The sequence below is a fragment of the Nocardioides jiangsuensis genome (genome assembly GCF_019679455.1).
In the GTDB taxonomy this organism is placed as follows: Bacteria; Actinomycetota; Actinomycetes; order Propionibacteriales; family Nocardioidaceae; genus Nocardioides_C; species Nocardioides_C jiangsuensis.
Genome location: NZ_JAIEZQ010000002.1, coordinates 801,151 through 826,763 on the forward strand (window position 1 = coordinate 801,151; position 25,613 = coordinate 826,763).

28 protein-coding genes are annotated in these 25,613 nt (G+C 71.2%); 25 read left to right on the forward strand and 3 right to left on the reverse strand.

All coding sequences use genetic code 11. The features are described 5' to 3' along the window. The first annotated feature begins 56 nt into the window (after positions 1-56). The 21 genes from K1X13_RS12405 to K1X13_RS12505 all read left to right on the forward strand — a co-directional run bounded on the left by K1X13_RS12405 (position 57) and on the right by K1X13_RS12505 (position 18,440). Positions 57-431 carry a response regulator transcription factor gene (locus tag K1X13_RS12405; protein WP_221025349.1) on the forward strand — a complete coding sequence of 125 codons (375 nt, stop codon included), beginning with the start codon at positions 57-59 and terminating at the stop codon, positions 429-431. After that, positions 428-1,480, forward strand: a complete 1,053-nt coding sequence (locus K1X13_RS12410) for a HEAT repeat domain-containing protein (RefSeq protein ID WP_221025350.1) — start codon at positions 428-430, stop codon at positions 1,478-1,480. Before K1X13_RS12405 ends, K1X13_RS12410 begins: the two co-directional genes overlap by 4 nt. Next, complete coding sequence (locus tag K1X13_RS12415) at positions 1,480-2,940, forward strand: glycosyltransferase family 2 protein (protein ID WP_225915163.1); 1,461 nt, start codon at positions 1,480-1,482, stop codon at positions 2,938-2,940. Before K1X13_RS12410 ends, K1X13_RS12415 begins: the two co-directional genes overlap by 1 nt. Further along, positions 2,937-4,493 (forward strand): sensor histidine kinase, encoded by a 1,557-nt coding sequence (locus tag K1X13_RS12420; RefSeq protein WP_221025352.1) that lies wholly within the window; start codon positions 2,937-2,939, stop codon positions 4,491-4,493. Before K1X13_RS12415 ends, K1X13_RS12420 begins: the two co-directional genes overlap by 4 nt. Then, on the forward strand, positions 4,490-5,815 hold the full coding sequence (locus tag K1X13_RS12425; RefSeq protein ID WP_308249535.1) for a multidrug effflux MFS transporter: 1,326 nt from the start codon (positions 4,490-4,492) through the stop codon (positions 5,813-5,815). Before K1X13_RS12420 ends, K1X13_RS12425 begins: the two co-directional genes overlap by 4 nt. Before the next feature lie 114 nt (positions 5,816-5,929). Next, positions 5,930-6,151, forward strand: a complete 222-nt coding sequence (gene rpmE / locus K1X13_RS12430; protein WP_221025353.1) for a 50S ribosomal protein L31 — start codon at positions 5,930-5,932, stop codon at positions 6,149-6,151. A gap of 84 nt (positions 6,152-6,235) precedes the next feature. After that, positions 6,236-7,315 carry a peptide chain release factor 1 gene (gene prfA / locus K1X13_RS12435; protein ID WP_221025354.1) on the forward strand — a complete coding sequence of 360 codons (1,080 nt, stop codon included), beginning with the start codon at positions 6,236-6,238 and terminating at the stop codon, positions 7,313-7,315. After that, entirely contained in the window at positions 7,312-8,163 is an 852-nt protein-coding gene (gene prmC / locus K1X13_RS12440; protein ID WP_221025355.1) for a peptide chain release factor N(5)-glutamine methyltransferase, read from the forward strand. The genes prfA and prmC overlap by 4 nt, the downstream gene beginning before the upstream one ends. After that, positions 8,160-8,828 (forward strand): L-threonylcarbamoyladenylate synthase, encoded by a 669-nt coding sequence (locus tag K1X13_RS12445; protein WP_225914968.1) that lies wholly within the window; start codon positions 8,160-8,162, stop codon positions 8,826-8,828. The genes prmC and K1X13_RS12445 overlap by 4 nt, the downstream gene beginning before the upstream one ends. 9 nt (positions 8,829-8,837) lie before the next feature. Next, positions 8,838-9,965 carry an MraY family glycosyltransferase gene (locus K1X13_RS12450; RefSeq protein ID WP_221025357.1) on the forward strand — a complete coding sequence of 376 codons (1,128 nt, stop codon included), beginning with the start codon at positions 8,838-8,840 and terminating at the stop codon, positions 9,963-9,965. Positions 9,966-10,122: 157 nt separating this feature from the next. Continuing rightward, a complete protein-coding gene (locus K1X13_RS12455; RefSeq protein WP_221025358.1) occupies positions 10,123-10,581 on the forward strand; it encodes a hypothetical protein in 459 nt (152 codons plus the stop codon). 30 nt (positions 10,582-10,611) lie between these two features. Beyond that, on the forward strand, positions 10,612-10,860 hold the full coding sequence (locus K1X13_RS12460; RefSeq protein WP_221026121.1) for a hypothetical protein: 249 nt from the start codon (positions 10,612-10,614) through the stop codon (positions 10,858-10,860). 13 nt (positions 10,861-10,873) lie between these two features. Continuing rightward, a complete protein-coding gene (atpB, locus tag K1X13_RS12465; protein WP_308249536.1) occupies positions 10,874-11,716 on the forward strand; it encodes a F0F1 ATP synthase subunit A in 843 nt (280 codons plus the stop codon). A gap of 50 nt (positions 11,717-11,766) precedes the next feature. Further along, entirely contained in the window at positions 11,767-11,958 is a 192-nt protein-coding gene (gene atpE / locus K1X13_RS12470) for an ATP synthase F0 subunit C (RefSeq protein ID WP_221026056.1), read from the forward strand. A 33-nt stretch (positions 11,959-11,991) separates the two neighbouring features. After that, positions 11,992-12,531: a F0F1 ATP synthase subunit B gene (locus tag K1X13_RS12475; RefSeq protein WP_372450703.1), complete on the forward strand. Its 540-nt coding sequence runs from the start codon at positions 11,992-11,994 to the stop codon at positions 12,529-12,531. Continuing rightward, complete coding sequence (locus tag K1X13_RS12480) at positions 12,531-13,340, forward strand: F0F1 ATP synthase subunit delta (protein ID WP_221025360.1); 810 nt, start codon at positions 12,531-12,533, stop codon at positions 13,338-13,340. The genes K1X13_RS12475 and K1X13_RS12480 overlap by 1 nt, the downstream gene beginning before the upstream one ends. A 67-nt stretch (positions 13,341-13,407) precedes the next feature. Next, positions 13,408-15,048 (forward strand): F0F1 ATP synthase subunit alpha, encoded by a 1,641-nt coding sequence (gene atpA, locus K1X13_RS12485; protein ID WP_221025361.1) that lies wholly within the window; start codon positions 13,408-13,410, stop codon positions 15,046-15,048. 3 nt (positions 15,049-15,051) lie between these two features. Further along, positions 15,052-15,981 (forward strand): F0F1 ATP synthase subunit gamma, encoded by a 930-nt coding sequence (locus tag K1X13_RS12490; RefSeq protein ID WP_221025362.1) that lies wholly within the window; start codon positions 15,052-15,054, stop codon positions 15,979-15,981. 5 nt (positions 15,982-15,986) lie between these two features. Next, positions 15,987-17,444 (forward strand): F0F1 ATP synthase subunit beta, encoded by a 1,458-nt coding sequence (gene atpD / locus K1X13_RS12495; protein ID WP_221025363.1) that lies wholly within the window; start codon positions 15,987-15,989, stop codon positions 17,442-17,444. A 100-nt stretch (positions 17,445-17,544) separates the two neighbouring features. After that, positions 17,545-17,946 carry a F0F1 ATP synthase subunit epsilon gene (locus K1X13_RS12500; protein ID WP_221025364.1) on the forward strand — a complete coding sequence of 134 codons (402 nt, stop codon included), beginning with the start codon at positions 17,545-17,547 and terminating at the stop codon, positions 17,944-17,946. A gap of 50 nt (positions 17,947-17,996) precedes the next feature. After that, positions 17,997-18,440, forward strand: a complete 444-nt coding sequence (locus K1X13_RS12505) for a DUF2550 domain-containing protein (protein ID WP_221025365.1) — start codon at positions 17,997-17,999, stop codon at positions 18,438-18,440. A gap of 57 nt (positions 18,441-18,497) precedes the next feature. Here the strand turns inward: K1X13_RS12505 and K1X13_RS12510 are convergent, their stop codons facing one another. Both K1X13_RS12510 and K1X13_RS12515 read right to left on the reverse strand, forming a co-directional pair. After that, positions 18,498-19,361 (reverse strand): alpha/beta fold hydrolase, encoded by an 864-nt coding sequence (locus K1X13_RS12510; protein WP_221025366.1) that lies wholly within the window; start codon positions 19,359-19,361, stop codon positions 18,498-18,500. A gap of 45 nt (positions 19,362-19,406) precedes the next feature. Beyond that, positions 19,407-19,979 carry a cob(I)yrinic acid a,c-diamide adenosyltransferase gene (locus K1X13_RS12515; RefSeq protein ID WP_221025367.1) on the reverse strand — a complete coding sequence of 191 codons (573 nt, stop codon included), beginning with the start codon at positions 19,977-19,979 and terminating at the stop codon, positions 19,407-19,409. Positions 19,980-20,034: 55 nt separating this feature from the next. Between K1X13_RS12515 and murA the strand changes: the two genes are divergently transcribed. The 3 genes from murA to K1X13_RS12530 all read left to right on the forward strand — a co-directional run bounded on the left by murA (position 20,035) and on the right by K1X13_RS12530 (position 24,015). Next, positions 20,035-21,360 carry a UDP-N-acetylglucosamine 1-carboxyvinyltransferase gene (gene murA / locus K1X13_RS12520; protein WP_221025368.1) on the forward strand — a complete coding sequence of 442 codons (1,326 nt, stop codon included), beginning with the start codon at positions 20,035-20,037 and terminating at the stop codon, positions 21,358-21,360. A gap of 204 nt (positions 21,361-21,564) precedes the next feature. Continuing rightward, positions 21,565-21,882, forward strand: a complete 318-nt coding sequence (locus tag K1X13_RS12525) for an STAS domain-containing protein (protein WP_221025369.1) — start codon at positions 21,565-21,567, stop codon at positions 21,880-21,882. Between the two features lie 105 nt (positions 21,883-21,987). Further along, positions 21,988-24,015 carry an ethylmalonyl-CoA mutase gene (locus tag K1X13_RS12530; protein ID WP_221025370.1) on the forward strand — a complete coding sequence of 676 codons (2,028 nt, stop codon included), beginning with the start codon at positions 21,988-21,990 and terminating at the stop codon, positions 24,013-24,015. Positions 24,016-24,041: 26 nt separating this feature from the next. On the opposite strand, the gene K1X13_RS12535 is transcribed toward K1X13_RS12530, so the two are convergent. Beyond that, positions 24,042-24,908, reverse strand: coding sequence for a GDSL-type esterase/lipase family protein (locus K1X13_RS12535; RefSeq protein ID WP_221025371.1), 867 nt, complete (start codon positions 24,906-24,908; stop codon positions 24,042-24,044). A gap of 176 nt (positions 24,909-25,084) precedes the next feature. On the opposite strand from K1X13_RS12535, the gene K1X13_RS12540 reads away from it, so the two are divergent. Continuing rightward, positions 25,085-25,585 (forward strand): hemerythrin domain-containing protein, encoded by a 501-nt coding sequence (locus tag K1X13_RS12540; protein WP_221025372.1) that lies wholly within the window; start codon positions 25,085-25,087, stop codon positions 25,583-25,585. Positions 25,586-25,613: the final 28 nt, after the last annotated feature.

Consider the following 25,613-nt stretch of genomic DNA (forward strand, 5'->3'; position numbering starts at 1 on the left):
GTTGCGTATCCTGGTAAACGCCCACATCGCCACATTTCGACTTCCTCGGGGGAGCCTTGGCCAAGATCGTCGTTGCCGATGACGACGCGGACATCCGCGACCTCGTCCGCTTCAAGCTCCAGCAGTCCGGCCACGACGTGGTCGCCGTCGGGGACGGTGCCGCCGCCGTCGAGGCGTGCCGCGCCGAGCTGCCCGACCTCGCGGTCCTCGACGTGATGATGCCGGGCATGAGCGGCTTCGACGCCTGCCGTGAGCTGCGCCAGGACCCGTCGCTGGCGGGCATCCCGGTCATCCTGCTCACCGCCCGTGCTCAGGAGACCGACATCGAGCAGGGCTTCAACGTCGGCGCCGACGACTACGTGGTCAAGCCGTTCAGCCCCCGCGAGCTCGCGTCGCGGGTCACCGCCGTGCTGCAGCGGAGTGGTGTGTGAGCGAGGGGCTCCGCCTCCTCCTGCTCGTGCTCGGCGGTCTCACCGTCGTCCTCGTGGTGGTCCTGGTCGTCGTCCGGGTCCTCACCGAGCTCGTCGAGAGGGTGACCGCACGACGGCAGGACGAGGTGCGCCGGCTGCTGCTCACCGCGCTGCTCGGCGAGGCGGACGAGTCCGCGGACGCCCTCACGACCCTGCGTTCCCGTGAGGGGCGGAGCTGGCGCCGGGTCGAGGAGCAGGTGTTCACCATGCTCCCGAAGATCAAGGGCGACTCCCGCGAGCTGCTGGTGACCCTGCTGCTCAGCCGCGGTGCCGCCTACCACGCGCACGCCAACGCGACCGCCCGCTCGATGGTCCGCCGCAGCCGCGGCGCCCACCAGCTCGGCGCGCTCGGCCAGTCCGACGGGGTCCGCGTCCTGCTCGGCCTGCTCGAGGACCGCCGCTTCCTGGTCCGTCGTACGACGGTGCGCGGGCTGGGCCAGGTGGGCGACCCGATCTCGGTGGTGCCCCTGCTCGACGCGGTGACCACCGACCCCGCGCTGACCCGGGATGTGATCGCCGCCCTGCAGCGGATCGGCCCTCCGGCCGCCCCGTACCTGCGCCGCGAGCTGCGCGGGGTCCGCGACGCCCTGCCGCAGGGCCGTCGCGCCGCGCTGGTCGCGACCGCGCTGGGCCTGCTCGGCGACGTCCGCGCCGCCGACCAGCTCGTCGAGGCGCTCGGGGCCGGACAGCACCCCGGCCTCCCGGCCGCCGCGGCCGAGGCTCTCGGTCAGATCGGGGTGCCCGCGGCGGTGCCCGCGCTGGTGGCCGCCCTGCGCGACGAGTCCGAGGAGCTGCGGGTCTCCGCCGCGCGGGCGCTCGGCCAGATCAGCGACGCCGCCGCCGTCGACGGACTCGTCGCCGCGCTCGGCAGTGACCGCCGGGAGGCCGACCGGGCCGCGGCCGCCGCGCTGCTGCGGCTGGGCGCGTCCGGCCTACACGCGCTCGAGGCGCACCCGTCGCAGTACGCCGCCGAGGCCCTGGCGGTGCACCGGATCCGGGCGGCGGCGTGATGGACCTGTTCTCGGTGCTCACCGGAGCGGTGACGGTCCTCGGCTGGTTCTTCATCGCCTACTCGGTGCTGATCAACACCAGCTTCCTGGGGCTCACCGCGCTGGCCGTGCTCGACTTCCACAGCTACCTGCGCCGGTCCGACTTCGCGGCGTACGACGAGACGTTCGCGGAGCCGCTGGCCCCGGGCATCTCGATCCTGATGCCGGCCTACAACGAGGCCGCCGGCATCGTGGAGGCGGTCCGGGCGATGACCGCGATGCGCTACCCGGACTTCGAGGTCGTGGTCGTCGACGACGGGTCGCGCGACGACACGGTCCGGCTCATGGTCGAGGCGTTCGACATGGTGGAGGCGCCGATCGTGGTGCCCTCCCGCATCCCCACCCGCGGCCGGGTGCTGCGCACGTACCTGAGCCGGCGGGGGAGCCACAACGTCCTGTTGGTGTGCAAGGAGAACGGCGGCAAGGCCGACGCGCTCAACGTCGGCATCAACGCCGCGCGCAAGGCGCTCGTGTGCATGGTCGACGCGGACTCCATCCTGGACCCCGACGCGCTGCTGCACGTCTCCCGGCCGTTCGCCGACGACCCCGAGAAGGTGCTCGCGTCGGGGGGCGTGGTCCGGATCGCCAACGGCAGCGAGATCCGGCGCGGCCGCGTGGTCGACGTACGCATGCCGCGCCGGTGGCTGCCGCGGATCCAGGTCGTGGAGTACCTCCGGGCGTTCATGATCGGCCGCAGCGGCTGGTCGCGCCTCGGAGGCCTGCTGATCATCTCCGGCGCCTTCGGCCTGTTCCGCAAGGACGTGCTGTTCGAGCTCGGCGGGCTGGCCACGGACTGCATCGGTGAGGACGCCGAGCTCGTGGTGCGGCTGCACCGCTGGATCGGCGACAACGACGTCGACGGGCGGGTGGTCTTCGTCTCCGAGCCCGTGGCCTGGACCGAGGTGCCGGAGACGACCGCGGTGCTCCGCAAGCAGCGCCGCCGCTGGCACCGCGGGCTGACCGAGATCCTGGTCCGGCACAAGGGCATGATCTTCCGCCCGCGCTACGGGATCATCGGCATGGTCACCATGCCGTGGTTCGTGGCCTTCGAGCTGGCCGCCCCCTTCGTGGAGGCGTTCGGCTTCCTCTACCTGACCTTCGTGCTCGTCCTGTTCGGGGTGGAGGAGGCCGGCCTCTACACCTCCGGCCTCGTCAACCGCGACATCCTGTGGCTGCTGCTCACCGTCTCGGTGCTCTACGCGATCGTGCTCACCCTCACCGCGGTCCTCGTCGAGCAGCTCTCGTTCCGCCGGTACCGCGGCCTCAAGGACCTCCTGATCGCGATGTGGGCCGCGGTGGAGGAGAACGTCGGCTACCGGCAGCTCAACGCCCTGTGGCGGGTCGGCGGGACCGTCGAGGCGTGGCGCCGGCGGCCCCACGACTGGGGCAACATGCAGCGGCGCGGGTTCGACCGGCGATGACGAGGCGGGACAGCGTCCGCGGTCACGTGGTGCTGCTGCTCCTGTGCATGGTGTTCCTGGTGGCAGCGATCGCGGTCGCGGGCACGCTCGGGGCGACGAGGCTCGCGCGCGACGTCGGCGTCCTCACCGAGGACCTGCGCTCGGCGGCGTACAGCAACCTCGCCCTGCGCCAGCGGCTGTCCGAGGCGCAGGCCGACGCGCGGGGATGGGCGCTCAGCGACGGGAGCGGGTACGCCGATGCCTACCGGCTCGCGCTGAGCGCGGCGGAGGTGGAGATCGACCGGCTCGAGCGGCTGGTCGCGGACGACCCGGCGATGCGCCCGAAGGTGCGCGCGGAGGTGCGTGCCGCACGCGGCTGGATGGGCTTCTCCCAGCGGGTGGTGACCGGGGAGGCCGGTCCGTACCGCCCGGCCTACCTCACCCGCGGGCAGCGCCTCTTCGACGCGTTCCTCGACCGGCACCAGGAGGTCAGCGAGGGCCTCGACGGCGAGGTCGACGCCCTGGTCGCGCAGGCCCGTGACCGGGTCCGCGCGACCGTCGGGTTCGTCGTGCTCACCTCGGTGCTCGGGCTGCTGGCCACCGCCCTGCTCGGGCTGCGGCTGGTGCGACGGGTCAGCGAGCCGCTGCACGCCATGCAGGCGAGCGTCGAGCGGCTCTCCGCGGGGGACCTGGCGGCCCGGGTCACCACCACCGGGCCGCGGGAGGTCCGCCGGGTCGCGGCCGCCCTGAACGCGCTCGCCGTGGAGAACCAGGAGTCGCGCGGCCGCGAGGCCCAGGTCGTCGACCGGCTGCGGGCGCTGGACCGGGCCAAGGACGACTTCGTCTCCACCGTCTCCCATGAGCTGCGGACCCCGCTGACCAGCATCGCCGGGTACGTCGAGCTCTTCGCGGACGGCTTCGAGGAGGGCTGCAGCGCCCAGCAGCAGGGGATGCTCACGGTGGTGCGCCGCAACGTCGACCGGCTGCGCACCCTGATCGAGGACCTGCTCACGCTCTCCTCGGTGGAGGCCGAGGCGTTCCGCACCTCCTTCGACGTGCTCGATCTCAGCCACCTGGCCACCGACGTCGCGCACGACGTCGCCGACATGGCCGCCCGGGCCGGCGTGCGCGTCCACACCTCCGGCCCGGGATACCCCGTGCTCGTGAACGGCGACGCCGGGCAGCTGTCCCGGGCGCTGCTCAACCTGGTCTCGAACGCCGTGAAGTTCTCCGTGGACGGCGGCGAGGTGCTGATCCGGCTCACCGACACCGACGGGAACGCCGTGGTCTCCGTCGTCGACAACGGCCTGGGCATCCCGTCCCCCGAGCTCGCCACCCTGGGCACCCGCTTCTTCCGCGCCTCCAACGCCCTCGAGGCGGAGATCCCCGGGACCGGTCTCGGCCTGCGCATCGTGCAGACCATCGCGGACAACCACGGCGGGCGGCTCGTCGTCGAGTCCGTCGAGGGGCAGGGCACCACCGCTCGCCTGGTCGTGCCCCGGGCGCTGGACGGTGTGGCCCGGGTCCCGGCGGGGGGAATAAAACGCCCGGAGACCGCGATTACCCCGGAGTGACCAACGCACCCACCGACCAGAGCCTCCTGCCCGGCGGCCCCGCCGTCGCGGGGACGGACGCCGCGGGGGCCCCGGCCGTCCCGGCGGAGCCCGGTCCCTCCCGCTCCACCGCCGTCCCCGCGCCCACCGGGGGCCGCTACGTGCAGCTGGTGCTGGTGCTCGGCGCGCTCATCGCGCTGGGGCCGCTGACCATCGACATGTACCTGCCGGCGTTCCCGTCGATCTCCGCCGAGCTCGGCGCGTCCGACGCGGCCACCCAGCTCACGCTCACCGGCATGCTCGGCGGGCTCGCGGTCGGCCAGCTGCTGATCGGGCCGCTCTCCGACGCCTTCGGCCGCCGGCGTCCGCTCGTGGCCGGCCTCGTCACCCACCTGGTCGCCTCCCTGCTCTGCGCGGTGGCGCCGAGCATCTACGTGCTGGCCGGGGTGCGGGTCCTCCAGGGTTTCGCCGGCGCCGCGATCTCCGTGGTGGCGATGGCGATCGTGCGCGACCTGTTCTCCGGCTACGCGGTCGCGAAGCTGATGTCGCGGCTCATGCTCGTGATCGGGCTGGCCCCGATCCTGGCGCCGTCCCTCGGCGGCCTGGTCCTGGAGCTGACCTCGTGGCGGGGCATCTTCGGGGTGCTCGCGGGGGCGGCGCTCCTGCTCACCGTGGTCGCCGTGCTCGGCCTGCGGGAGACCCTGCCACCCGAACGCCGGCGCCCCGCGAACCCGCGCGCCACGCTGGCGACGTACCGCGGACTGGTGGGGGACCGCTCCTTCCTGGCGCTGGTGTTCATCGCCGGGCTGATGATGTCCTCGATCTTCGCCTACGTGTCCGGGTCCTCCTTCGTCCTCCAGGACGGCTACGGACTCGACGAGCGCACCTTCGGGCTGGTCTTCGGGGTCAACGCCGCCGGGCTCACGGTCGCCTCGCAGGTGAACCCGCTGCTGATCCGCCGCTTCGGCGTGGTCAACGTGCTGTCCGGCGCGATCCTGGTGGCGGTCACCGCGGCGCTCGCGCTGGTCGTCGCCGGGGCCACCGGCTTCGGCGGGCTCATCGGCGTGCTGGTGCCGCTCGGGGTGGTGATCGCGGCCGGTGGGCTCTCCCTGCCGAACACTCCCGCGCTCGCCCTCACCCGGCACGGCGAGGCGGCCGGCACCGCCGCGGCCATGCTCGGCGCGGTGCAGTTCGGGGTCGGGGCGGCGATCGCGCCGCTGGTCGGCCTCTTCGGGAGCGCCAGCGCGGTGCCGATGGGCGGGGTGATGGTCGCCGTGACCGTGCTCGCCGCCCTGCTGATGTACGGCGTCGTCCGGCGGGACCCCTCGGTCGCCCTGGACTGAGGGAATTAACACCCCACGCCCGATGTTTGGCAGACTAGATGGCTGGTTCCGGTTCCCGTGCCCTCAGACGTGTGGGTGTGACCCGGCGACCGAAAACCCTCGAGAGGAAACCCCATGAAGAAGGACATCCACCCGGAGTACGTCGAGACCGCGGTGACCTGCACCTGCGGCAACACGTTCACCACCCGTAGCACCGCCACCAGTGGCAAGGTCCACGCGGACGTGTGCTCCCAGTGCCACCCGTTCTACACCGGCAAGCAGAAGATCCTCGACACCGGCGGCCGCGTCGCCCGCTTCGAGGCCCGCTACGCCAAGAAGGACGCCGCGAAGAAGTAGCTTCGCCTCAGCGCCGGTTCACGCACACTGCGTGGACCGGCGCTTTTCTTGTCCGCACACCCCCTTCCCGAAAGGTGACACCCGATGTTCGAAGCCGTGGACGGCCTCGTCGCCGAGCACGCCGAGCTCGAGCAGCGGCTCGCCGACCCGAGCATCCACGCGGACCAGGGGCTGGCGAAGAAGCTGAACCAGCGGTACGCCGAGCTGAGCGCGATCGTGCGCACCTACCGGGAGTGGCAGCAGCTCGGCGGCGACATCGGCGCCGCCAAGGAGCTCGCGGCCGAGGACCCCGCGTTCGCCGAGGAGGCGGAGGCGCTGGCCGCGCGGCGGGAGACCACCGAGGAGCGGCTGCGGCACCTGCTCGTGCCCCGCGACGCCTCCGACTCCAAGGACGCGATCCTCGAGATCAAGTCGGGGGAGGGCGGGGAGGAGTCCGCGCTGTTCGCCGGCGACCTGCTGAGGATGTACACCCGCTACGCCGAGCGGCACGGCTGGAAGACCGAGCAGCTCGACGCGACCGAGTCCGACCTGGGCGGCTACAAGTCGGTGACCGTCGCGGTGAAGGCCAAGGGGACGCCCGCCCCCGGCGAGGCGCCGTACGCCCTGCTGAAGTTCGAAGGTGGCGTGCACCGGGTGCAGCGGGTGCCGGTGACCGAGAGCCAGGGCCGGGTGCACACCTCCGCGGCCGGTGTGCTGGTGATGCCCGAGGCCGAGCAGGTCGACGTGGTCGTGGAGGACAAGGACCTCCGCATCGACGTCTTCCGCTCCTCGGGGCCGGGCGGGCAGAGCGTCAACACCACCGACTCCGCGGTGCGGATCACCCACGTGCCCACCGGGATCGTGGTCTCCTGCCAGAACGAGAAGAGCCAGCTGCAGAACCGCGAGCAGGCGATGCGGATCCTGCGCGCCCGGCTGCTCGCCGCCGCCGAGGAGGCCGCGAACGCCGAGGCCTCGGACGCGCGCAAGTCCCAGGTGCGCACCGTGGACCGCTCCGAGCGGATCCGCACCTACAACTACCCGGAGAACCGGATCTCCGACCACCGCACCGGCTACAAGTCCCACAACCTCGACGCGGTCCTCGACGGCGACCTCGAGGCGGTCATCGGCTCCTGCGTCGAGGCCGACCTCGCGGCCCGTCTCGACGCCCTCGAGTCGCAGAAGTGATCCCGCGGGACCTGCTCGCCGCCGCCGTCGACGAGCTCGCGGCCGCCGGGGTGGCGAGTCCCGACTACGACGCCGCCGAGCTGCTCGCGCACGTGCTGGGGGTGCCCCGCCTGGCGGTGCGCTCCGCCGCCGACGCGTCGGAGGAGCAGGTCGCGGAGTTCGAGGAGCTGGTACGGCGGCGCGCCGCCCGGGTCCCGCTCCAGCACCTGACCGGGAGCGCCGCGTTCCGCTACGTCGAGCTCGCCGTGGGCCCCGGGGTCTTCGTGCCCCGCCCCGAGACCGAGCTGCTGGCCGGCTGGGGCGTCGACCGGGCCCGTGAGGTGCTCGCCGCGGGACGCACCCCGGTGGTGGTGGACCTCTGCACCGGCTCCGGCGCGATGGCCCTGGCGCTGGCCACCGAGGTGCCCGAGGCGCAGGTGCACGCGGTCGAGCTCGACGAGGACGCCCACGCCTGGGCCGTCCGCAACCTCTCCGGCTCCGGGGTCGACCTCCGGCAGGGGGACATGGCCGCGGCCTTTCCCGACCTCGACGGCACCGTCGACGTGGTGGTCTGCAACCCGCCCTACATCCCGCTCGAGGCGTTCGAGTCCGTCGCCGCGGAGGCCCGCGACCACGACCCGGCGCTCGCGCTGTGGTCGGGGGAGGACGGCCTCGACGCGATCCGGGTGCTCGAGCGGGTCGCCGCGCGGCTGCTGCGGGCCGGCGGCTGGGCGGGCGCCGAGCACGCCGACGTCCAGGGGGAGTCGGCGCCCGCGGTGTTCGCCGCCGCGGGCCGCTGGTGCGACGTACGGGACAACCCCGATCTGGCAGGTCGTGCACGCTTCGTCACCGCCCGGCTGGCACGATGACGTCCGTGAGCACCAGGTTCGACACCTCTGACGAGACCGAGCGCGAGACGGGCCTCGCCGAGGCGGCGATGGCCGTCCAGCGCGGCCGGCTCGTCGTGCTGCCCACCGACACCGTGTACGGCGTCGGGGCGGACGCCTTCGACCCCGCCGCGGTGCGCCGGCTGCTGGCGGCGAAGGGGCGGGGCCGCGAGATGCCCCCGCCCGTGCTGGTCTCCACCCCGACCACGCTCGACGCCCTCGCCGTGGGCGTCCCGTCGTACGCCCGGGCGCTCATCCAGGAGCTGTGGCCCGGACCCCTGACCCTGGTCTGCCGGCAGCAGCCGTCGCTCCAGTGGGACCTCGGCGACACACGCGGCACGGTCGCGGTGCGGATGCCCGACCACGAGGTGGCGCTCCAGCTCCTCGCGCGGACCGGCCCGCTCGCGGTCAGCAGCGCCAACCGGACCGGCCTCGACGCCGCCACCGACGCCGACCAGGCCGAGTCGATGCTCGGCGACGCGGTCGACGTGGTCCTCGACGGCGGGCCCAGCGCCGGACCCGTGCCCTCGACGATCGTCGACGTGACCGGCCAGACCGGGCGGGTGCTCCGGCTCGGGGCCGTCCCGCTCGAGCGGCTCCAGGAGATCGTCGCCCCGCTCGGCGCCACCATCGTGGACGAGGGGTAGCCGGGGCCCGTGCGCGAGTACCTGACCGTCTTCCTCGTCGCCGCGGTCGTCACCTACCTGCTGGGGGTGGTGGCCCGCGAGATCGCCCTCCGCACCGGGGCGGTGGCCAAGGTCCGCGACCGTGACGTGCACGCGGTGCCCATCCCGTACTTCGGCGGCCTGGCGATGCTCGGGGGGCTGGGGGCGGGGTACGTCGTGGCCCGCCAGCTGCCGTTCCTCTCGCTCAGCGACGACCAGATCTTCCGGGACGCCGGGATCGTGCTGGTCGCGGGCGCCCTGGTCTGCGCGGTCGGGGTGCTCGACGACCTGCTCGAGCTCGACGCGGTCACCAAGCTCGGCGGACAGGTGCTCGCCGCCGGCTTCCTGGTCTTCTTCGACGTGCAGTACTACTCGTTCCAGCTGCCCGGCGGAGGCCAGCTGGCCCCGGACATGACCCAGGCCGCGATCGTCAGCGTGGTGGTGGTCGTGGCGACCGTCAACGCGGTGAACTTCGTCGACGGGCTCGACGGGCTCGCCGCGGGCGTGGTCGGCATCGGCGCGGTCGCGTTCTTCGCGTTCTCCTACAAGCTCGCCGACGCCAACGGGGAGACCCTGGCGATCACCGCGGCCCTGCTCACCGCGTCGCTGGCCGGGGCGTGCGCCGGCTTCCTGCCGCACAACTTCTTCCCGGCCCGGATCTTCATGGGCGACTCCGGCTCGATGCTGATCGGCCTGGTCCTCGCGGGCTCGGCGCTCACGCTCACCGGGCAGTTCGCCACCGTGGACATGTCCCAGGGCGCCGGCGGTGGCAGCGCGAACCTGTGGCCGGCGCTGCTGCCGATCGTGCTGCCGGTCTCGATCCTGATCGTGCCGTTCGCCGACCTGGTGCTAGCGGTGGTCCGCCGTACCCGCGCCGGCCGGTCGCCGTTCGCCCCCGACAAGCAGCACCTGCACCACCGGTTGCTGGAGATCGGCCACTCGCACATGCGCGCGGTGCTGATCATGTGGCTGTGGGCCGGGCTGATCGCCTTCGGGGGAGTGCTGGCCAGCCTCTACGCCGGCCGCGTGACCGCCGCGATCCTGATCGGCTGGTTCCTCGCGACGGTCGCGATGACCTTCCTGCTGCCCCGCCTCCAGCGGCCCGGCACCACCCTCTGAGGACGCCGGGGGCGGCCGCCCGGGGACGGCCACGGTGGGCGATTTCCTCACCGGTAACTCCTTGTGCTAACTTTCACAAGCAGCCGGAGACACCCCGCGAGACCGTCTCCCGAGGCTGTGGAACGAGGAGCCCCGCCCCGACAGAACGGCCGCCGACATGACGACCGCAACGCCTGGCTACACGCCCACCCGCCGTGGTGCGTCGGTCCTGGTGCCGCTGGCGGGAAGCCTCCTCGTCGGGACCGCCGCCGTCGTGCTGGGCGCCCTCGTGGCCGGCTCGCCGGCCGCCGCCGGAGCCGCGATCGGCACCGTCATGGTCTGTGTCTTCTTCGCCTTCGGCGCCGTCGTCCTCGGCGTGGTCGCCAAGGTCGCCCCGGCCGCCTCGATGCTCGTCGCGCTGCTCACCTACACGCTCAACGTGGTCCTCGTCGGGCTGGTCTTCGTCGGCCTCGCCCGGAGCGGAGCGCTGCAGGACGCGGTCGCGCCGCGGTGGCTAACAGGGGCCGTGATCGCCTGCACCCTGGTGTGGACGACCACCCAGATCGTGGTCGCCACGAGGACCCGACAGCCCATCTTCGACCTCCCGTCCGACGGGCAGGAGGCGAGTGTCCGATGAACCCGACTGGCTGCTATTGTCCGGTGCGCGATGACTCAGCAGAATCCCGGCTCTGCTCCCGACGAAGAATCCCCCGCAGGCGACCCTTGGCATGCCTTCGGCTACCTCGTCGCGGGTGTGGCGATGTACGGGTTTCTCGGATGGCTCGCGGACCGGTGGCTCGGCACCTCGTTCCTGGTGGTCCTCGGCATCCTGCTGGGTGCCGGGCTCGGGCTGTACATGACCTTCGCCCGGTTCAACCGCCCGCCGGACCCGCAGTCGAAGCAGGAGAAGAACTAGTGCAGGAGAACACGTGAGTTTTGCTCTGAGCAGCCGCACCCTGGCCGCCGCCCCGTCGGCGGAGGAGGGCTTCACGCCCCCGGGTCCCGGTGACTTCAACCTGCCGCCCGTCGGCCCGAGCGACACGTTCGAGTTCCTCGGCCAGACGATGTACCTCGGCGTCACCAAGCCGATGATCCAGCTGGTGCTCGCGGCGGTCCTGGTGTTCTGGTTCTTCTACGCCGCGGCGAAGAAGCGCTCGATGGTCCCCGGCAAGCTGCAGTACGCCGGCGAGGGCGCCTATGGCTTCATCCGCAACAGCGTGGGCCGCGACATCATCGGCAGCCAGGACTTCATGCGGTTCGTGCCCTACCTGGTGACGCTGTTCTTCTTCATCCTGGTGAACAACATCTTCGCCACGGTGCCGTTCATCCAGTTCCCGACGTTCTCGCGTGCCGGCATGGTCTACGGCCTCGCCGGGCTCAGCTGGGTCATCTACAACTACGTCGGCATCCGCAAGCACGGCTTCGGCGGCTACATGAAGCTGCAGACCGTGCCCGCGGGCATCAAGGGCCCGATGCTGCTGCTGCTCGTCCCGCTGGAGTTCTTCTCCAACCTGGTGGTCCGCCCGATCACGCTGGCCCTGCGTCTGTTCGCCAACATGCTGGCCGGCCACCTCCTCCTGATCCTCTTCGCCCTCGGCGGCGAGTACCTCCTGCTGCACGGCGCGACCCTGGTCAAGCCCGTCGGACTCCTGGCCTGGGTGCTCTTCGTCGCGATCGCCTTCCTGGAGCTGCTGGTGCAGTTCCTGCAGGCCTACGTCTTCACCCTGCTCAACGCCATGTACATCTCCGGTGCTCTCGCAGACGAGCACTGAGAGCAAATAGAAACAAACCGAAAGGAAAAGTCGTGGAACTCACTGGCTCCATGAACATGATCGGCTACGGCCTCGCCGCCATCGGCCCCGGTGTCGGTATCGGTCTGATCTTCGCCGCCTACATCAACGGCGTGGCTCGTCAGCCCGAGGCGCAGAGCCGCCTCCAGTCGATCGCGATCCTGGGCTTCGCCCTCGCCGAGGCGCTCGCCATCATCGGTATCGCCCTCGCGTTCGTGCTCTAAGACAACACTGACGAAGGACCGCCCATGAACCCGATCACCCTTGCGGCCGAGGAGCTCAACCCGCTCGTCCCGCACCCGGTGGAGATCGTCCTCTCGCTGGTCGTCTTCGGTCTGCTCCTGTTCGCCGTCAAGAAGTTCGTCGTACCGAACTTCGAGAAGACGTTCGCTGAGCGCACGTCGGCGATCGAAGGTGGCCTCGAGGCCGCCGAGACCAAGCAGGCCGAGGCCGACGCCAAGCTGGCCGAGCTCACCCGGCAGCTCAGCGAGGCGCGTCACGAGGCTGCCCGGATCCGCGAGGAAGCTCGCGAGCAGGGCGCGACGATCGTGGCCGAGATGCGCGAGCAGGCCAACACCGAGGCTGCTCGCATCGTCGAGCACGCCCACGCGCAGATCGAGGCCGAGCGCCAGCAGGCGGTCACCTCGCTCCGTGCGGAGGTCGGCACCCTGGCCACGTCGCTGGCCGGGCGCATCGTCGGGGAGTCGCTGGACGACGAGGCTCGCCAGAGCCGCGTGGTGGAGCGCTTCCTCGCCGACATCGAGGCGCAGAGCTCGGCTGGAAACGGGGCTCGCTGATGCGTGGAGCTTCCGCTGAGTCGCTGGCGACCCTGACCGAGGAGCTCGGTCGGGTGATCGACAGCGGTGCCGACGGAGCCCGGATCGGGGACGACCTGTTCGCGGTGTCGGAGGTCCTTCGGCGTGAGCCGAGGCTCCGGCGCGTGGCCACCGACCTGTCGACGGCCCCCGAGGCCAAGTCGGGTCTGCTGCGGCAGATCTTCGGCGACAAGCTCGACGGGGCCTCGCTGGACCTGGTGGCCAAGGCCGCCGGACTCCGGTGGGCGGGGCCCCGCGACCTGGGCTACTCCCTGGAGGAGCTCGGGGTGATCGCCGTGGTCAAGGCGGCCGACCGGGCCGGCCAGGCCGACGCGCTCGAGGACCAGTTGTTCGGCTTCGGTCGGCTGGTCTCCGAGAACCCCGGGCTGCGCGACGCGCTGTCGGACCCGGCGCGTTCGATCCACGACAAGCAGGCGCTGGTGCGGGGCCTGCTGGAGGGCAGGGCCACCCCGGCCGCCATCCGGCTGGCCGAGCAGTCGCTCACCGGCACGCACCGTACTGTGGCAGTAGCCATCGCGGAGTACCAGAAGGTCGCGGCGAACCACCGCAACCGGCTCGTCGCCACGGTGCGCGCGGCGCGTGACCTCGGTGACGCGGACAGGCAGCGCCTAGCAGGCGCACTGGCCCGGCAGTACGGCCGGCCGGTGCACCTCAACGTCGTTGTCGACCCCGAGGTGGTCGGAGGGCTGAGTGTGGAGATCGGTGACGACGTCATCGACGGCACCGTGGCCAGCCGCCTCGACGATGCCCGACGCCGCCTGGCGGGCTGAGACCCGTGAACGCCGCGGGCCGTCCTTTGAACACAGAGCTGAACAGACGAGAGAGCAGGGACAAGAAATGACGGAGCTTTCGATCCGTCCGGAGGAGATCCGGGACGCGCTGCAGCGCTTCGTGTCCGACTACAAGCCCACGACCGCGAGCCGCGAAGAGGTCGGCACCGTCGCCGAGGCCGGCGACGGCATCGCGCGCGTCACGGGGCTGCCGTCGGTCATGGCCAACGAGCTCCTGGAGTTCGAGGACGGCACCCTCGGCATCGCGCTGAACCTCGACACCCGCGAGATCGGTGTCGTCATCCTGGGTGACTTCGACAAGATCGAAGAGGGCCAGACCGTACGTCGTACCGGCGAGATCCTCTCGGTCCCCGTGGGCGAGGGCTACCTCGGCCGCGTGGTGGACCCGCTCGGCACGCCGATCGACGGCATGGGCGACATCGCCACCGACGGCCGCCGTGCGCTGGAGCTGCAGGCTCCCGGCGTGATGGTGCGCAAGTCGGTCCACGAGCCGCTCGCCACCGGCATCAAGGCCATCGACGCGATGACCCCGATCGGCCGTGGCCAGCGTCAGCTCATCATCGGCGACCGCGCGACCGGCAAGTCCACGATCGCGATCGACACGATCATCAACCAGAAGCAGAACTGGGAGTCGGGCGACCCGTCGAAGCAGGTCCGCTGCATCTACGTCGCCATCGGCCAGAAGGGCTCCACCATCGCCTCGGTGCGCGGTGCCCTCGAAGAGGCCGGCGCCCTGGAGTACACCACCATCGTGGCCTCCCCGGCGTCCGACTCGGCCGGCTTCAAGTACCTCGCCCCGTACACCGGCTCGGCGATCGGCCAGCACTGGATGTACCAGGGCAAGCACGTCCTGATCGTCTTCGACGACCTCACCAAGCAGGCCGAGGCCTACCGTGCGGTGTCGCTGCTGCTCCGTCGTCCGCCGGGCCGCGAGGCGTACCCCGGTGACGTCTTCTACCTGCACAGCCGGCTGCTCGAGCGTTGCGCGAAGCTCTCGGACGAGATGGGCGCGGGCTCGATGACCGGTCTGCCGATCGTCGAGACCAAGGCCAACGACGTGTCGGCGTACATCCCGACCAACGTCATCTCGATCACCGACGGGCAGATCTTCCTGCAGTCGGACCTCTTCGCCGCCAACCAGCGCCCGGCCATCGACGTCGGTGTGTCGGTGTCCCGTGTGGGTGGCGCCGCGATGACGAAGGCGATCAAGAAGGTCACCGGCTCGCTCAAGGTCGACCTCGCGCAGTTCCGCGCGATGGAGGCGTTCGCGATGTTCGCCTCGGACCTCGACGCCGCGTCGCGCCAGCAGCTCGACCGTGGCCAGCGCCTGATGGCCCTGCTCAAGCAGCCGCAGTACTCCCCGTACCCGGTCAACGAGATGACCGCGTCGCTGTGGGCCGGCACCACCGGCCGCCTCGACAAGGTGCCCACGGAGGACGTGCTGCGCTTCGAGCGTGAGTTCCTCGACTACCTGCGTCGCGAGCACGCCGGGATCCTCAACGCCATCGCGGAGACGAACAACTTCGACGACGACACCGAGCACGCCCTCGTTGGCGCGTACGAGTCGTTCCTCGACCAGTTCGAGACCTCGGACGGCCAGTCGATCAAGGCCGGCAAGGAGCAGCACGAGGCCCTCCCGGAGGACGAGCTCGAGCAGGAGCAGATCGTCAAGCAGAAGCGGGGCTGACCCATGGCCGTTTCGCTGCGTGAGTACCGCGCCAGGATCAAGTCGGTCGAGTCGACCAAGAAGATCACGCGCGCCATGGAGCTCATCGCTGCGTCCCGCATCATCAAGGCGCAGCAGCGGGCCCAGGCGGCCGCGCCGTACGCCCGTGAGCTCACCCGTGCGGTGTCGGCGGTGGCGACGTACTCCAACGTCGACCACCCGCTCACCACCGAGCCCGAGGACCCCAAGCGCGCCGCGATCCTGATCGTGACGAGCGACCGGGGTCTGGCCGGGGGCTACTCGTCCGGTGTCCTCAAGGAGGCCGAGCGCCTCGCCGAGAAGCTGCGCGGGGAGGGCAAGGAGGTCGACACCTACATCACCGGCCGCAAGGGCGTCGCCTACTTCAAGTTCCGGCGCCGGCCGACCGTGGAGGAGTGGACCGGCTTCTCGGACCAGCCGACCTACGACGTGGCCCGGGAGATCGGCGACACGCTCATCGGGGCGTTCCTGTCCGAGGAGGAGCTGGCGTCGGAGGAGAACGGTGCGGGCGTGGACGAGGTCCACGTGGTCTACACCCGCTTCCGGTCGATGCTGGTGCAGGAGCCCACCGCCGTACGACTGCTTCCGCTGGAGGTCGTCGAGGGCGAGGAGAGGCCCGAGGCGGAGGACGTGCTGCCGCTCTACGAGTTCGAGCCGTCCGCGGCCGAGGTGCTCGACGAGCTGCTGCCGCGCTACGTCCAGAGCCGGATCTTCTTCGCCCTGCTGCAGGCGGCCGCCTCCGAGCTGGCCGCGCGGCAGCGGGCGATGAAGTCGGCGACGGACAACGCCGAGGAGCTCATCAAGAAGTACAAGCGAATTGCCAACCAGGCCCGCCAGGCCGGTATTACCCAGGAAATCAGCGAGATCGTCGGTGGCGTCAACGCGCTGGCCGATGCGACTGCCGGGAGTGAGTGAAAGAAATGACTGCCACGATTGAAGAACGAGGCACCGAGCACGGTGCTGGGGGCGTCGGTCGCATCGCGCGAGTTATCGGCCCCGTGGTCGACATCGAGTTCCCCGTGGACTCGATGCCGGAGATCTACAACAAGCTCGAGACCGAGCTCGAGCTCGGTGGCGAGAAGAAGACCCTGGTCCTCGAGGTCGCCCAGCACATCGGTGACGGCATGGTCCGTGCGATCTCGATGCAGCCCACCGACGGACTGGTCCGCGGTGCGCAGGTGCGCGACACCGGCGGCCCGATCACCGTGCCGGTCGGCAACGCGACCCTCGGTCACGTGTTCAACGCGACCGGCCAGGTGCTCAACCTCAAGGAGGGCGAGCAGTTCGAGGTCAACGAGCGCTGGGGCATCCACCGCAAGGCGCCCGCCTTCGACCAGCTCGAGTCGAAGACCCAGATGTTCCAGACCGGCATCAAGGTCATCGACCTGCTCACCCCGTACGTCCAGGGCGGCAAGATCGGCCTGTTCGGCGGCGCGGGCGTCGGCAAGACCGTGCTGATCCAGGAAATGATCGCCCGTGTGGCCAAGGACCACGGCGGTGTGTCGGTGTTCGCCGGGGTCGGCGAGCGCACCCGTGAGGGCAACGACCTCATCGTGGAGATGGAAGAGGCCGGCGTCATCGGCCAGACCGCGCTGGTGTTCGGTCAGATGGACGAGCCGCCAGGCACGCGTCTGCGCGTGGCCCTGTCGGCGCTGACGATGGCGGAGTACTTCCGCGACGTGCAGAAGCAGGACGTGCTGCTCTTCATCGACAACATCTTCCGCTTCACGCAGGCCGGCTCGGAGGTGTCGACGCTTCTGGGTCGTATGCCTTCGGCGGTGGGTTACCAGCCGAACCTCGCCGACGAGATGGGCACGCTCCAGGAGCGGATCACCTCGACGCGTGGTCACTCGATCACCTCGATGCAGGCGATCTACGTGCCGGCCGACGACTACACCGACCCGGCCCCGGCCACCACGTTCGCGCACCTCGACGCGACGACCGAGCTCTCCCGTGAGATCGCCTCGCTGGGTATCTACCCGGCCGTGGACCCGCTCACGTCGACCTCGCGAATCCTCGACCCGCGCTACATCGGTGAGGACCACTACAACACCGCGGTCCGCATCAAGCAGATCCTCCAGCGCAACAAGGAGCTGCAGGACATCATCGCGATCCTCGGTGTCGACGAGCTCTCCGAAGAGGACAAGATCATCGTGTCCCGGGCCCGTCGTATCCAGCGGTTCCTGTCGCAGAACACCTACGTCGCCAAGCAGTTCACCGGCATCGAGGGTTCGACGGTCCCGATCGAGGACACCATCGAGGGCTTCACGAAGATCGCGGACGGCGAGTACGACCACGTCGCCGAGCAGGCCTTCTTCATGTGCGGTGGCCTCGACGACGTCGAGCGCAAGTGGTCCGAGATCCAGAAGAACCTCTGAGGTCCGCCTCACGAGCCGCGTCCCGCGAGGTCGCCCGCCCCACGCAGGCGGCCTCGCGGAGCGGCTCTCCCGAAGTCCGAAACAACGTTAAGGAGTCCGCGTGAGTGACGACCTGCTGCACGTCGAGCTGGTCGCGGCCGACCGGCTGGTGTGGTCGGGCGAGGCGAAGATGGTCATCGCCCGTACGACCGAGGGCGACGTCGGCATCCTGCCGAACCACGCGCCGATGCTCTCGCTGATGGTGGACGGCGTCGTCGACGTGCAGACCCCCGAGGGCGAGACCTGGGTCGCCGCCGTGGACGCAGGCTTCCTGTCCGTGGCGAACAACCGCATCTCGATCCTCTCCGAGCACGCCGAGATGTCGCACGAGATCGACCTCGAGAAGGCCCGCGCCGACCTCGAGCGCGCGAAGTCGGCCGGCGAGTACGAGACCGAGGCCGAGGCCGAGGAGGCCGTCCGCCACGCGGAGGCTCGCATCCGCGCGGTCGAGAAGGCATCCTGAACCACCACGCCCGACCCGGTCCGGTACGAGCTGAAGAGAAGAGGGGATAGATGCCGCTGTGGCAGTGGCTGCTCGACGCAGCCGGTGTCGTGCTGCTTCTCGTCCTGCTCTACGGGCTCGCCCTGGTCTTCCGCCGTCGCTGGATCTCCCGTGACGGCGGCACCTTCGAGTTCTCCGTCCGCGTCCGGTCCACCAGGGCCGGGCGCGGCTGGGTTCTCGGGGTCGGCCGTTACTCCGGGGACGCGCTGGAGTGGTTCCGCATCTTCTCGCTCGCGCCGGGGCCGAAGGTGGTCCTGCGGCGCTCCGAGCTCGAGTACGTCGGCCGCCGCGACGCGGAGGGCGCCGAGGCGTACTCCCTCTACTCCGGGCACATCATCGTCGAGTGCCTGACCCCGACCGGCCCGCTCGAGGTGGCGATGAGCCCCTCCGCGCTCACCGGCTTCCTGGCGTGGCTGGAGGCCGCCCCACCCGGCCAGCGCCTCCGCCGCCGCTGACGGCGTTGAGAGGTCACTCGTGCGGCGTTGAGAGGTCACTCGTGCGGTGTCGAGGCGTCACTCGTGCGGGATTCCCGCCGCCTCCTCCACCCGGTCGAGCCACTCGTGCACGAGCGCCTCGAAGAGGACCGGCTGCTCGATGTGCCCGTTGTGCCCCGCCCGGTCGAGCACCGCGAACGTCGCCCGCGGGTAGTGCTCGAGCAGCGGCCACGCGTCGCGGTAGCCCGTGGAGCTGTCCTGCCGTCCCGTGAACACCAGCACCGGCTCGTCGTACGTCGACCCGCGGGCCTCGAGCGCGAAGCCGCCCGCCCAGCCCTGGCGGATCCGGTCCAGGGCGGCCTCGTCGGCCTCCGCCAGGCCCGGCACGACCTCCTGCTGCGTGCGGCGGAAGGTCTCCTGCGTCTGCACCACCGCGATCTCGCGGAACTCCGCGTCGACCGTGAGGCCGGCGGCGAGCTCCGGGTCGCGCACCAGGACGCGGTGCGGGGGGACGTCGCGCTCGGCGTGGTCGGCCACCAGCATCGGGCACACGAGCGCCATGCCGCTGAACCGGCCGGGCGTCGACGCGACGAGACCGCGGGCGAGGTAGCCGCCGTACGACTGCCCGCAGAGCGCGACCCGGCCGTCAGGGACCAGCCGGTCGACCGCCTCCCGGACCACGTCGAGCACCACGTCGGTGCCGGTGACGTGGGCCGCCGAGCGGGTCCGGCCCATGCCGGGCAGGTCCAGGTAGAGCCGGCGCCACGCGACGCCGCCGGGGCGCCGCTCCCGCGCGGTGAACACCGGCTCGAAGGCGCCGGTCATCAGCCGGTGGTCCGGCGTGAACCCGTGCAGCAGGACCGCGGTGGGCGGGTCCGCGTCGGGGCCGGGCCCGTGCGCCACGTAGTGCACGTCGAGGCCGCAGGCGCTCACGAAGGGCATGCGCCCGAACCTACTCGGCGACCCTGCGCGGGACGGTCACCGCGCTCAGCGCTCGCCGCCGGGCTTCCAGAGCACGTCGCCCTGCTCCCGGTTCGCGTGCCGGGCGAGGATGAAGAGCAGGTCGCTGAGCCGGTTGAGGTACCGCACGGCCACGATGTTCATCGTGTCGCCGTGCTCGTCGTACGCCGCCCAGGCCGCACGCTCGGCGCGACGGGCCACCGTGCGGGCGACGTGCAGCATCGCAGCACCCGGGGTGCCGCCGTTGAGGATGAAGGAGCGGAGCTTCGCGAGGTTCTCGTTGTACTCGTCGCACCACGCCTCGAGCCGGTCGACGTACGCCTGCTCCACCCGCAGGGGCGGGAACTCCGGGTTCTCCACGATCGGCGTGCAGAAGTCCGCGCCGACGTCGAAGAGATCGTTCTGGATCCGGGTCAGCACCCGCACCACGTCGTCCTCGAGACCACCGAGGGCCAGGGCGGCGCCGATCGCGGCGTTGGCCTCGTCGACGTCGGCGTAGGCGTGCAGCCGCAGGTCGTTCTTGGTGGTGGAGCTCATGTCCCCGAGACGGGTCTGGCCCTCGTCGCCGGTGCGGGTGTAGATGCGGGTGAGGTTGACCATGCCCTCACCCTACTCATGCGAACCGGGCAGGGACGCACCCTCTAACATCGGCGGGATGGAGGGATTCCGAGTCACGTCCCAAGGGCCGCTGTCGCACCCGCTGCACGGCAGCGTCCACGTCGGCGGCGCGAAGAACAGCGCGCTGAAACTGATGGCGGCCGCGTTGCTGGCGCCGGGGCGCACGGTGGTCACGAACGTGCCCGACATCCTCGACGTCGAGGTGATGGCCCGGCTGCTCGAGAAGCTCGGCTGCACCGTCGTCGTCGAGCACCCGGACGTCGCCGAGATCAGTACGGCGGCGCTGACCCGGAACATCAGTGGCCGGGCGGTGATCGACGTGCCGGAGGAGCTCGGGCACGAGGCGCCGTACGACCTGGTCCGCCGGCTGCGGGCCTCGATCAGCGTGCTCGGCCCCCTCGTCGCGCGGTGCGGCCGGGCGCGGGTGGCGCTGCCCGGCGGCGACAACATCGGCTCCCGCGGGCTCGACATGCACATGACCGGGCTGACCGAGCTCGGCGCCTCGATGCACATCGAGCACGGGTACGTCGTGGCCGAGGCGGGGGAGGGCCTGCGCGGCGCGAACCTGTGGCTGGACTTCCCGAGCGTCGGGGCCACCGAGAACCTGCTCATGGCGGCGGTGCTGACCCCCGGTACGACGATGATCGACAACGTCGCGCGGGAGCCGGAGATCATCGACCTGTGCGAGATGCTCGTCGAGATGGGCGCCCGCATCGACGGGATCGGCAGCTCCACGCTGACCGTCGAGGGCGTCGACCGGCTCTCCCCGGTGGAGCACGCCACGGTCTCGGACCGGATCGTGGCCGGGACCTGGGCGTTCGCGGCGGGCATCGCCGGGGGAGACCTCACCGTCTGCGGCGGCCGGGCGCACCACCTCGACATCGTGCTCGACAAGCTGGCCGCGGCAGGCGCGCAGGTCGGCGTGACCGACGAGGGCTTCCGGGTGCACGTGGACCGCCGGCTGGAGTCGTTCGACGTGGTGACGCTGCCGTACCCGGGCTTCCCGACGGACCTGCAGCCGTTCGCGATGGCGCTGGCGGCGGTCAGCGACGGCACCGCGATGATCACCGAGAACGTCTTCGAGTCGCGGTTCATGTTCGCCCAGGAGCTCGCCCGGCTCGGCGCGGACCTGCGCACCGACGGACACCACGCGGTGGTCCGCGGCCGGTCCGAGCTGTCCGGCGCCCCGGTGGTGGCCCACGACATCCGGGCCGGCGCGGCGCTGGTTCTCGCCGGGATGGCGGCGCAGGGAACCACGGTGGTGGCGGAGTCGCAGCACATCGACCGCGGCTACCCGCACTTCGCGGAGGTGCTCGGCGGGCTGGGGGTCGACATCGGCCGCGTCGAGCTGGAGGACCTCTGAGGGTGGTTCGGTGTGGTCTGGACCGTCGGCGCCGGTGTCGCGGGCACCTGTCCGGAGATGTCCGCTTCGCGAGGATTTTCGAGACCGTGACACTCCCGTAATCCAAGACAGGCAACCATTCGCCTGAGACGTGCGTCATAGTGAGTGAGGGAAGGTCCGGACGGAACGGGGCGGGCCGACCGAACGGGGCTGCACGGGAGTGGCATGGAACTCACTACGCGCGAAGGCACATTGTTCATCCGCGGGCGTTTCGACGTCCGCTCGACCAGTCTGGTCCGGGACCGGCTCTACGACGAGATCGACCGTACGACGGACGACGTGGTCGTGGACCTCTCCGAGCTCGAGTCGATCGACGCGACGGCGCTGCGCGTCCTCGCGGTCGCGACGAGGACGATGGAGCGCAGCGGCCGGCACCTGATCCTCCGTGGCTGCAGCCCCGAGCTGCGCCGGGTCATCGCGTTCACGCGGCTGCGCCGCCTGGTCCAGCTCGAGCGCGCCGAGCGCGGCCCGCTCACCGCCTGAGCAGCCGGCGCGGCAGCGACGCGCCGCGGGCTGTGACCTACGTGGCACGTGACTCGGTTCACAGCGTAGTTACCAGCGGGTTCGGTTCGCCGTAGTCTCCCGTCCATGAGCGAGAAGCCGCAGGACCGGGACAAGCCCTGGGTGATGAGGACCTACGCCGGGCACAGCTCGGCGACGGAGTCCAACTCCCTGTATCGACGCAACCTGGCCAAGGGGCAGACCGGCCTCTCGGTCGCCTTCGACCTGCCCACGCAGACCGGCTACGACCCCGACTCGGCGCTGTCCCGCGGCGAGGTCGGCAAGGTCGGCGTGCCGGTCCCGCACCTCGGCGAGATGCGCCGGCTGTTCCGCGACATCCCGCTCACCGAGATGAACACCTCGATGACGATCAACGCGACCGCGATGTGGTTGCTCGCGCTCTACCAGGTCGTCGCGGAGGAGCAGGCGCTCGAGGCCGCCGGTGGCGCCGAGGTCGACGTCACCGACGTGCACGCCCGCCTGGCCGGCACCACCCAGAACGACATCATCAAGGAGTACCTCTCCCGCGGCACCTACGTGTTCCCGCCCGAGCACTCCCTGCGGCTGACCAGCGACCTGATCGCCTACACGGTCAACAACATCCCGAAGTGGAACCCGATCAACATCTGCAGCTACCACCTGCAGGAGGCCGGGGCCACCCCGACGCAGGAGCTCGCCTACGCGCTGTGCACCGCGATCGCCGTGCTCGACGCGGTGCGCGACTCCGGCCAGGTCGGCGCGGACGACCTCGAGCGGGTCGTCGGGCGGATCTCGTTCTTCGTCAACGCCGGGGTCCGCTTCGTCGAGGAGACCTGCAAGATGCGCGCCTTCGTGCAGCTGTGGGACGAGATCACCCGCCAGCGGTACGGCGTCCAGGACCCCAAGATGCGCCGCTTCCGGTACGGCGTCCAGGTGAACTCGCTCGGCCTGACCGAGGCGCAGCCGGAGAACAACGTGCAGCGGATCGTCCTCGAGATGCTCGGGGTCACCCTGTCGAAGAACGCCCGCGCCCGCGCCGTACAGCTGCCCGCCTGGAACGAGGCGCTCGGCCTGCCCCGGCCCTGGGACCAGCAGTGGTCGCTGCGCCTGCAGCAGGTGCTCGCCTTCGAGTCCGACCTGCTGGAGTACGACGACATCTTCGAGGGCTCGACGGTGATCGAGGCCAAGGTCGGCGAGCTGGTCGCCGGCGCCCGCGCGGAGATCGAGCGGGTCCAGGCGATGGGCGGGGCGATCGCCGCGGTCGAGTCCGGCTACATGAAGCAGGCGCTGGTCTCCTCCCACGCCGCGCGGCGCGGCCGGATCGAGGCCGGCGAGGACAAGGTCGTCGGCGTCAACTGCTTCGAGACCACCGAGCCGTCCCCGCTCACCGCGGACCTCGACACCGCGATCCAGGCCGCCGACCCCGAGGCCGAGCGGTCGGCGGTCGCGGGGCTCGAGGAGTGGCGCGCGCAGCGGGACGACGCCGAGGTGCGCCGGGCGCTGGCGAGGCTCGCCGAGGACGCCAAGTCGGGGGCGAACCTGATGGAGGCGACCCTGGCCGCGGCCCGCGCCGGCGCCACGACCGGCGAGTGGGCCGGCACGCTGCGCGAGGTGTTCGGCGAGTTCCGCGCCCCCACCGGGGTGTCCGGGGCGGTCGGCGTGGCCGAGGCCGGCGCCGAGCTGAGCGCGGTGCGCGAGGCGGTACGGCGCACGAGCGAGGAGCTCGGCGGACGGCTCCGGCTGCTCGTGGGCAAGCCCGGGCTCGACGGCCACTCCAACGGCGCCGAGCAGGTCGCCGTGCGCGCCCGCGACGCCGGCTTCGAGGTGGTCTACCAGGGGATCCGGCTCACCCCGGAGCAGATCGTCGCCGCCGCGGTCGCCGAGGACGTGCACTGCGTCGGGCTGTCGATCCTCTCCGGCTCGCACATGGAGCTCGTCCCGGCGGTGCTCGAGGGCCTGCGGGACGCGGGCGTCGGGGACGTGCCGGTGATCGTCGGCGGGATCATCCCCAGCGGCGACGCCGTACGCCTCAAGGAGATGGGGGTGGCCGCGGTGTTCACCCCCAAGGACTTCGGGCTGACCGAGATCATGGGCGGCATCGTCGAGGCCATCCGCCGCGCGCACGGCCTCGACTGACGCCGCTCACGGTCGGTGCGGGCGCCTCACGCGACCGCGTCGGTGACCGCCCCGGCGACCACGGCGTAGCCGGCGTCGTTGGGGTGGAAGTCGGCCGCCGGTGTGCACATCCAGGTCAGCTGGCAGACCATGGCCACGTTCGTCGGCACGCCGTTCGACAGCGGGGTCGTGTCGGAGGTCGCGAACGCGGTGGCGACGTCCGCGCTGGTGGCGCCGGTCGCGGTGGCCGCTCCCGCGATGACCGCGTTGAGCATCGCGGCCAGCACCTGGGACTGGGCGGCCACCGTCCGGTTCGTGAACCACGCGGCCAGGTAGGGGTTGTAGTAGTTCGTCACCACGACCTGCGCGCGCGGCGCGGCCTGTCGCAGCGCGGTGAGCACCTGGGGCAGCCGCTGCGAGACGTTGGCCATCCCGGTCGAGATGCACGCCATGTCGATCGTGGTACCCCGCACGCAGCGGCGCACGTCGTTGCCGCCGATCGTCAGCGTGACCAGCCCGGTGGTGTGCCGGTGCGCCCTGAGGAACACCAGGGCCTGGGCGAGCTGGCTGCCCTCGTCGTAGGCGCAGCGGCCCCCCTGCATGATCGTGGCCAGGTCCTCCCCGGAGCAGGACAGGTTGCGCAGCCTGAGCTTGGGGTCGGTGCCCTGCAGCGCGTCGAGCACGCCGCCGGGGTACCCGCCGTCGAGGTCGTCGCCGGCGCCCGGCTGGTAGCCCGCGCCGACGGAGTCGCCGAGCGCGAGGTACCACCCGGTCGCGTTCTCCGTCCCTGCCTCGGCCGGCGCGGCCTGGGCGGGGAGCGCCGAGCCGGCCAGTCCGGCGGTGAGGGCGAGCGTGGCCAGGATCCTGCCGACCGGCACGGTGGCGCGGAGCCGGCGGGGGACGGTGAGCTTCATGAAGGGTCCTCCGATGAGCGGTCTGTCCCGAGATCCGGCTGCCAGAGTGGCAGCAAGCGGGCCTTGCGCGCATCCGTCCCATGACGGACACGCCGGTGAGTACGCCGACTCAGCGGACTGAGCCGTGCCGGACTGGGTACCTCACGGCCCAGCGACCCCGACCGGAAGGAGCGACCGTGTCCACCGACGCCATCGTGCTGCTCAAGGACGACCACAAGGAGATCCGCAAGGTCTTCAAGGACTTCGAGGACGCCGGCGAGAACGCCAAGGCGACCCAGGGCCGGCTCGTCGACAAGATGCTGGAGCTGCTCACCGTGCACACCTACATCGAGAACGAGGTGATGTACCCGCGGGTGCGCGAGCTGCTGCCCGACGTCGAGGACGACGTGCTCGAGTCCTACGAGGAGCACCACGTCGCCGACGTGCTCTGCATGGAGCTCGCGGCGATGAGCCCCGACGACGAGCGCTTCGTGGCCAAGACCACCGTCCTCATCGAGAGCGTCCGGCACCACATGGACGAGGAGGAGCAGGAGTGGTTTCCCCAGGTCCGCGAGGGGCTCGGCCGCAAGCAGCTCCAGGAGCTCGGCGCGCAGATGCTCGAGGCCAAGGAGAAGGCGCCCCGGAGGCCCTCCCAGCCGAGCGCGCTGAAGAAGGCCGTCGACGCGATCATCTCCTAGACCGCGGGCAGCTCCTCGGTCGCCGGGC

Excerpts from the sequence above, each read along its gene's own strand:
- K1X13_RS12480 (WP_221025360.1), top strand. The coding sequence starts at position 12,531 with ATGCGTGGAGCTTCCGCTGAGTCGCTGGCGACCCTGACCGAGGAGCTC.
- atpD (WP_221025363.1), top strand. The coding sequence starts at position 15,987 with ATGACTGCCACGATTGAAGAACGAGGCACCGAGCACGGTGCTGGGGGC.
- K1X13_RS12505 (WP_221025365.1), top strand. The coding sequence starts at position 17,997 with ATGCCGCTGTGGCAGTGGCTGCTCGACGCAGCCGGTGTCGTGCTGCTT.
- K1X13_RS12535 (WP_221025371.1), bottom strand. The coding sequence starts at position 24,908 with ATGAAGCTCACCGTCCCCCGCCGGCTCCGCGCCACCGTGCCGGTCGGC.
- prfA (WP_221025354.1), top strand. The coding sequence starts at position 6,236 with ATGTTCGAAGCCGTGGACGGCCTCGTCGCCGAGCACGCCGAGCTCGAG.
- K1X13_RS12415 (WP_225915163.1), top strand. The coding sequence starts at position 1,480 with ATGGACCTGTTCTCGGTGCTCACCGGAGCGGTGACGGTCCTCGGCTGG.
- K1X13_RS12460 (WP_221026121.1), top strand. The coding sequence starts at position 10,612 with ATGACTCAGCAGAATCCCGGCTCTGCTCCCGACGAAGAATCCCCCGCA.
- K1X13_RS12515 (WP_221025367.1), bottom strand. The coding sequence starts at position 19,979 with ATGGTCAACCTCACCCGCATCTACACCCGCACCGGCGACGAGGGCCAG.
- K1X13_RS12510 (WP_221025366.1), bottom strand. The coding sequence starts at position 19,361 with ATGCCCTTCGTGAGCGCCTGCGGCCTCGACGTGCACTACGTGGCGCAC.
- K1X13_RS12525 (WP_221025369.1), top strand. The coding sequence starts at position 21,565 with ATGGAACTCACTACGCGCGAAGGCACATTGTTCATCCGCGGGCGTTTC.
- rpmE (WP_221025353.1), top strand. The coding sequence starts at position 5,930 with ATGAAGAAGGACATCCACCCGGAGTACGTCGAGACCGCGGTGACCTGC.
- murA (WP_221025368.1), top strand. The coding sequence starts at position 20,035 with ATGGAGGGATTCCGAGTCACGTCCCAAGGGCCGCTGTCGCACCCGCTG.
- K1X13_RS12455 (WP_221025358.1), top strand. The coding sequence starts at position 10,123 with ATGACGACCGCAACGCCTGGCTACACGCCCACCCGCCGTGGTGCGTCG.
- K1X13_RS12445 (WP_225914968.1), top strand. The coding sequence starts at position 8,160 with ATGACGTCCGTGAGCACCAGGTTCGACACCTCTGACGAGACCGAGCGC.
- atpA (WP_221025361.1), top strand. The coding sequence starts at position 13,408 with ATGACGGAGCTTTCGATCCGTCCGGAGGAGATCCGGGACGCGCTGCAG.
- K1X13_RS12490 (WP_221025362.1), top strand. The coding sequence starts at position 15,052 with ATGGCCGTTTCGCTGCGTGAGTACCGCGCCAGGATCAAGTCGGTCGAG.
- K1X13_RS12530 (WP_221025370.1), top strand. The coding sequence starts at position 21,988 with ATGAGCGAGAAGCCGCAGGACCGGGACAAGCCCTGGGTGATGAGGACC.
- atpE (WP_221026056.1), top strand. The coding sequence starts at position 11,767 with ATGAACATGATCGGCTACGGCCTCGCCGCCATCGGCCCCGGTGTCGGT.
- K1X13_RS12420 (WP_221025352.1), top strand. The coding sequence starts at position 2,937 with ATGACGAGGCGGGACAGCGTCCGCGGTCACGTGGTGCTGCTGCTCCTG.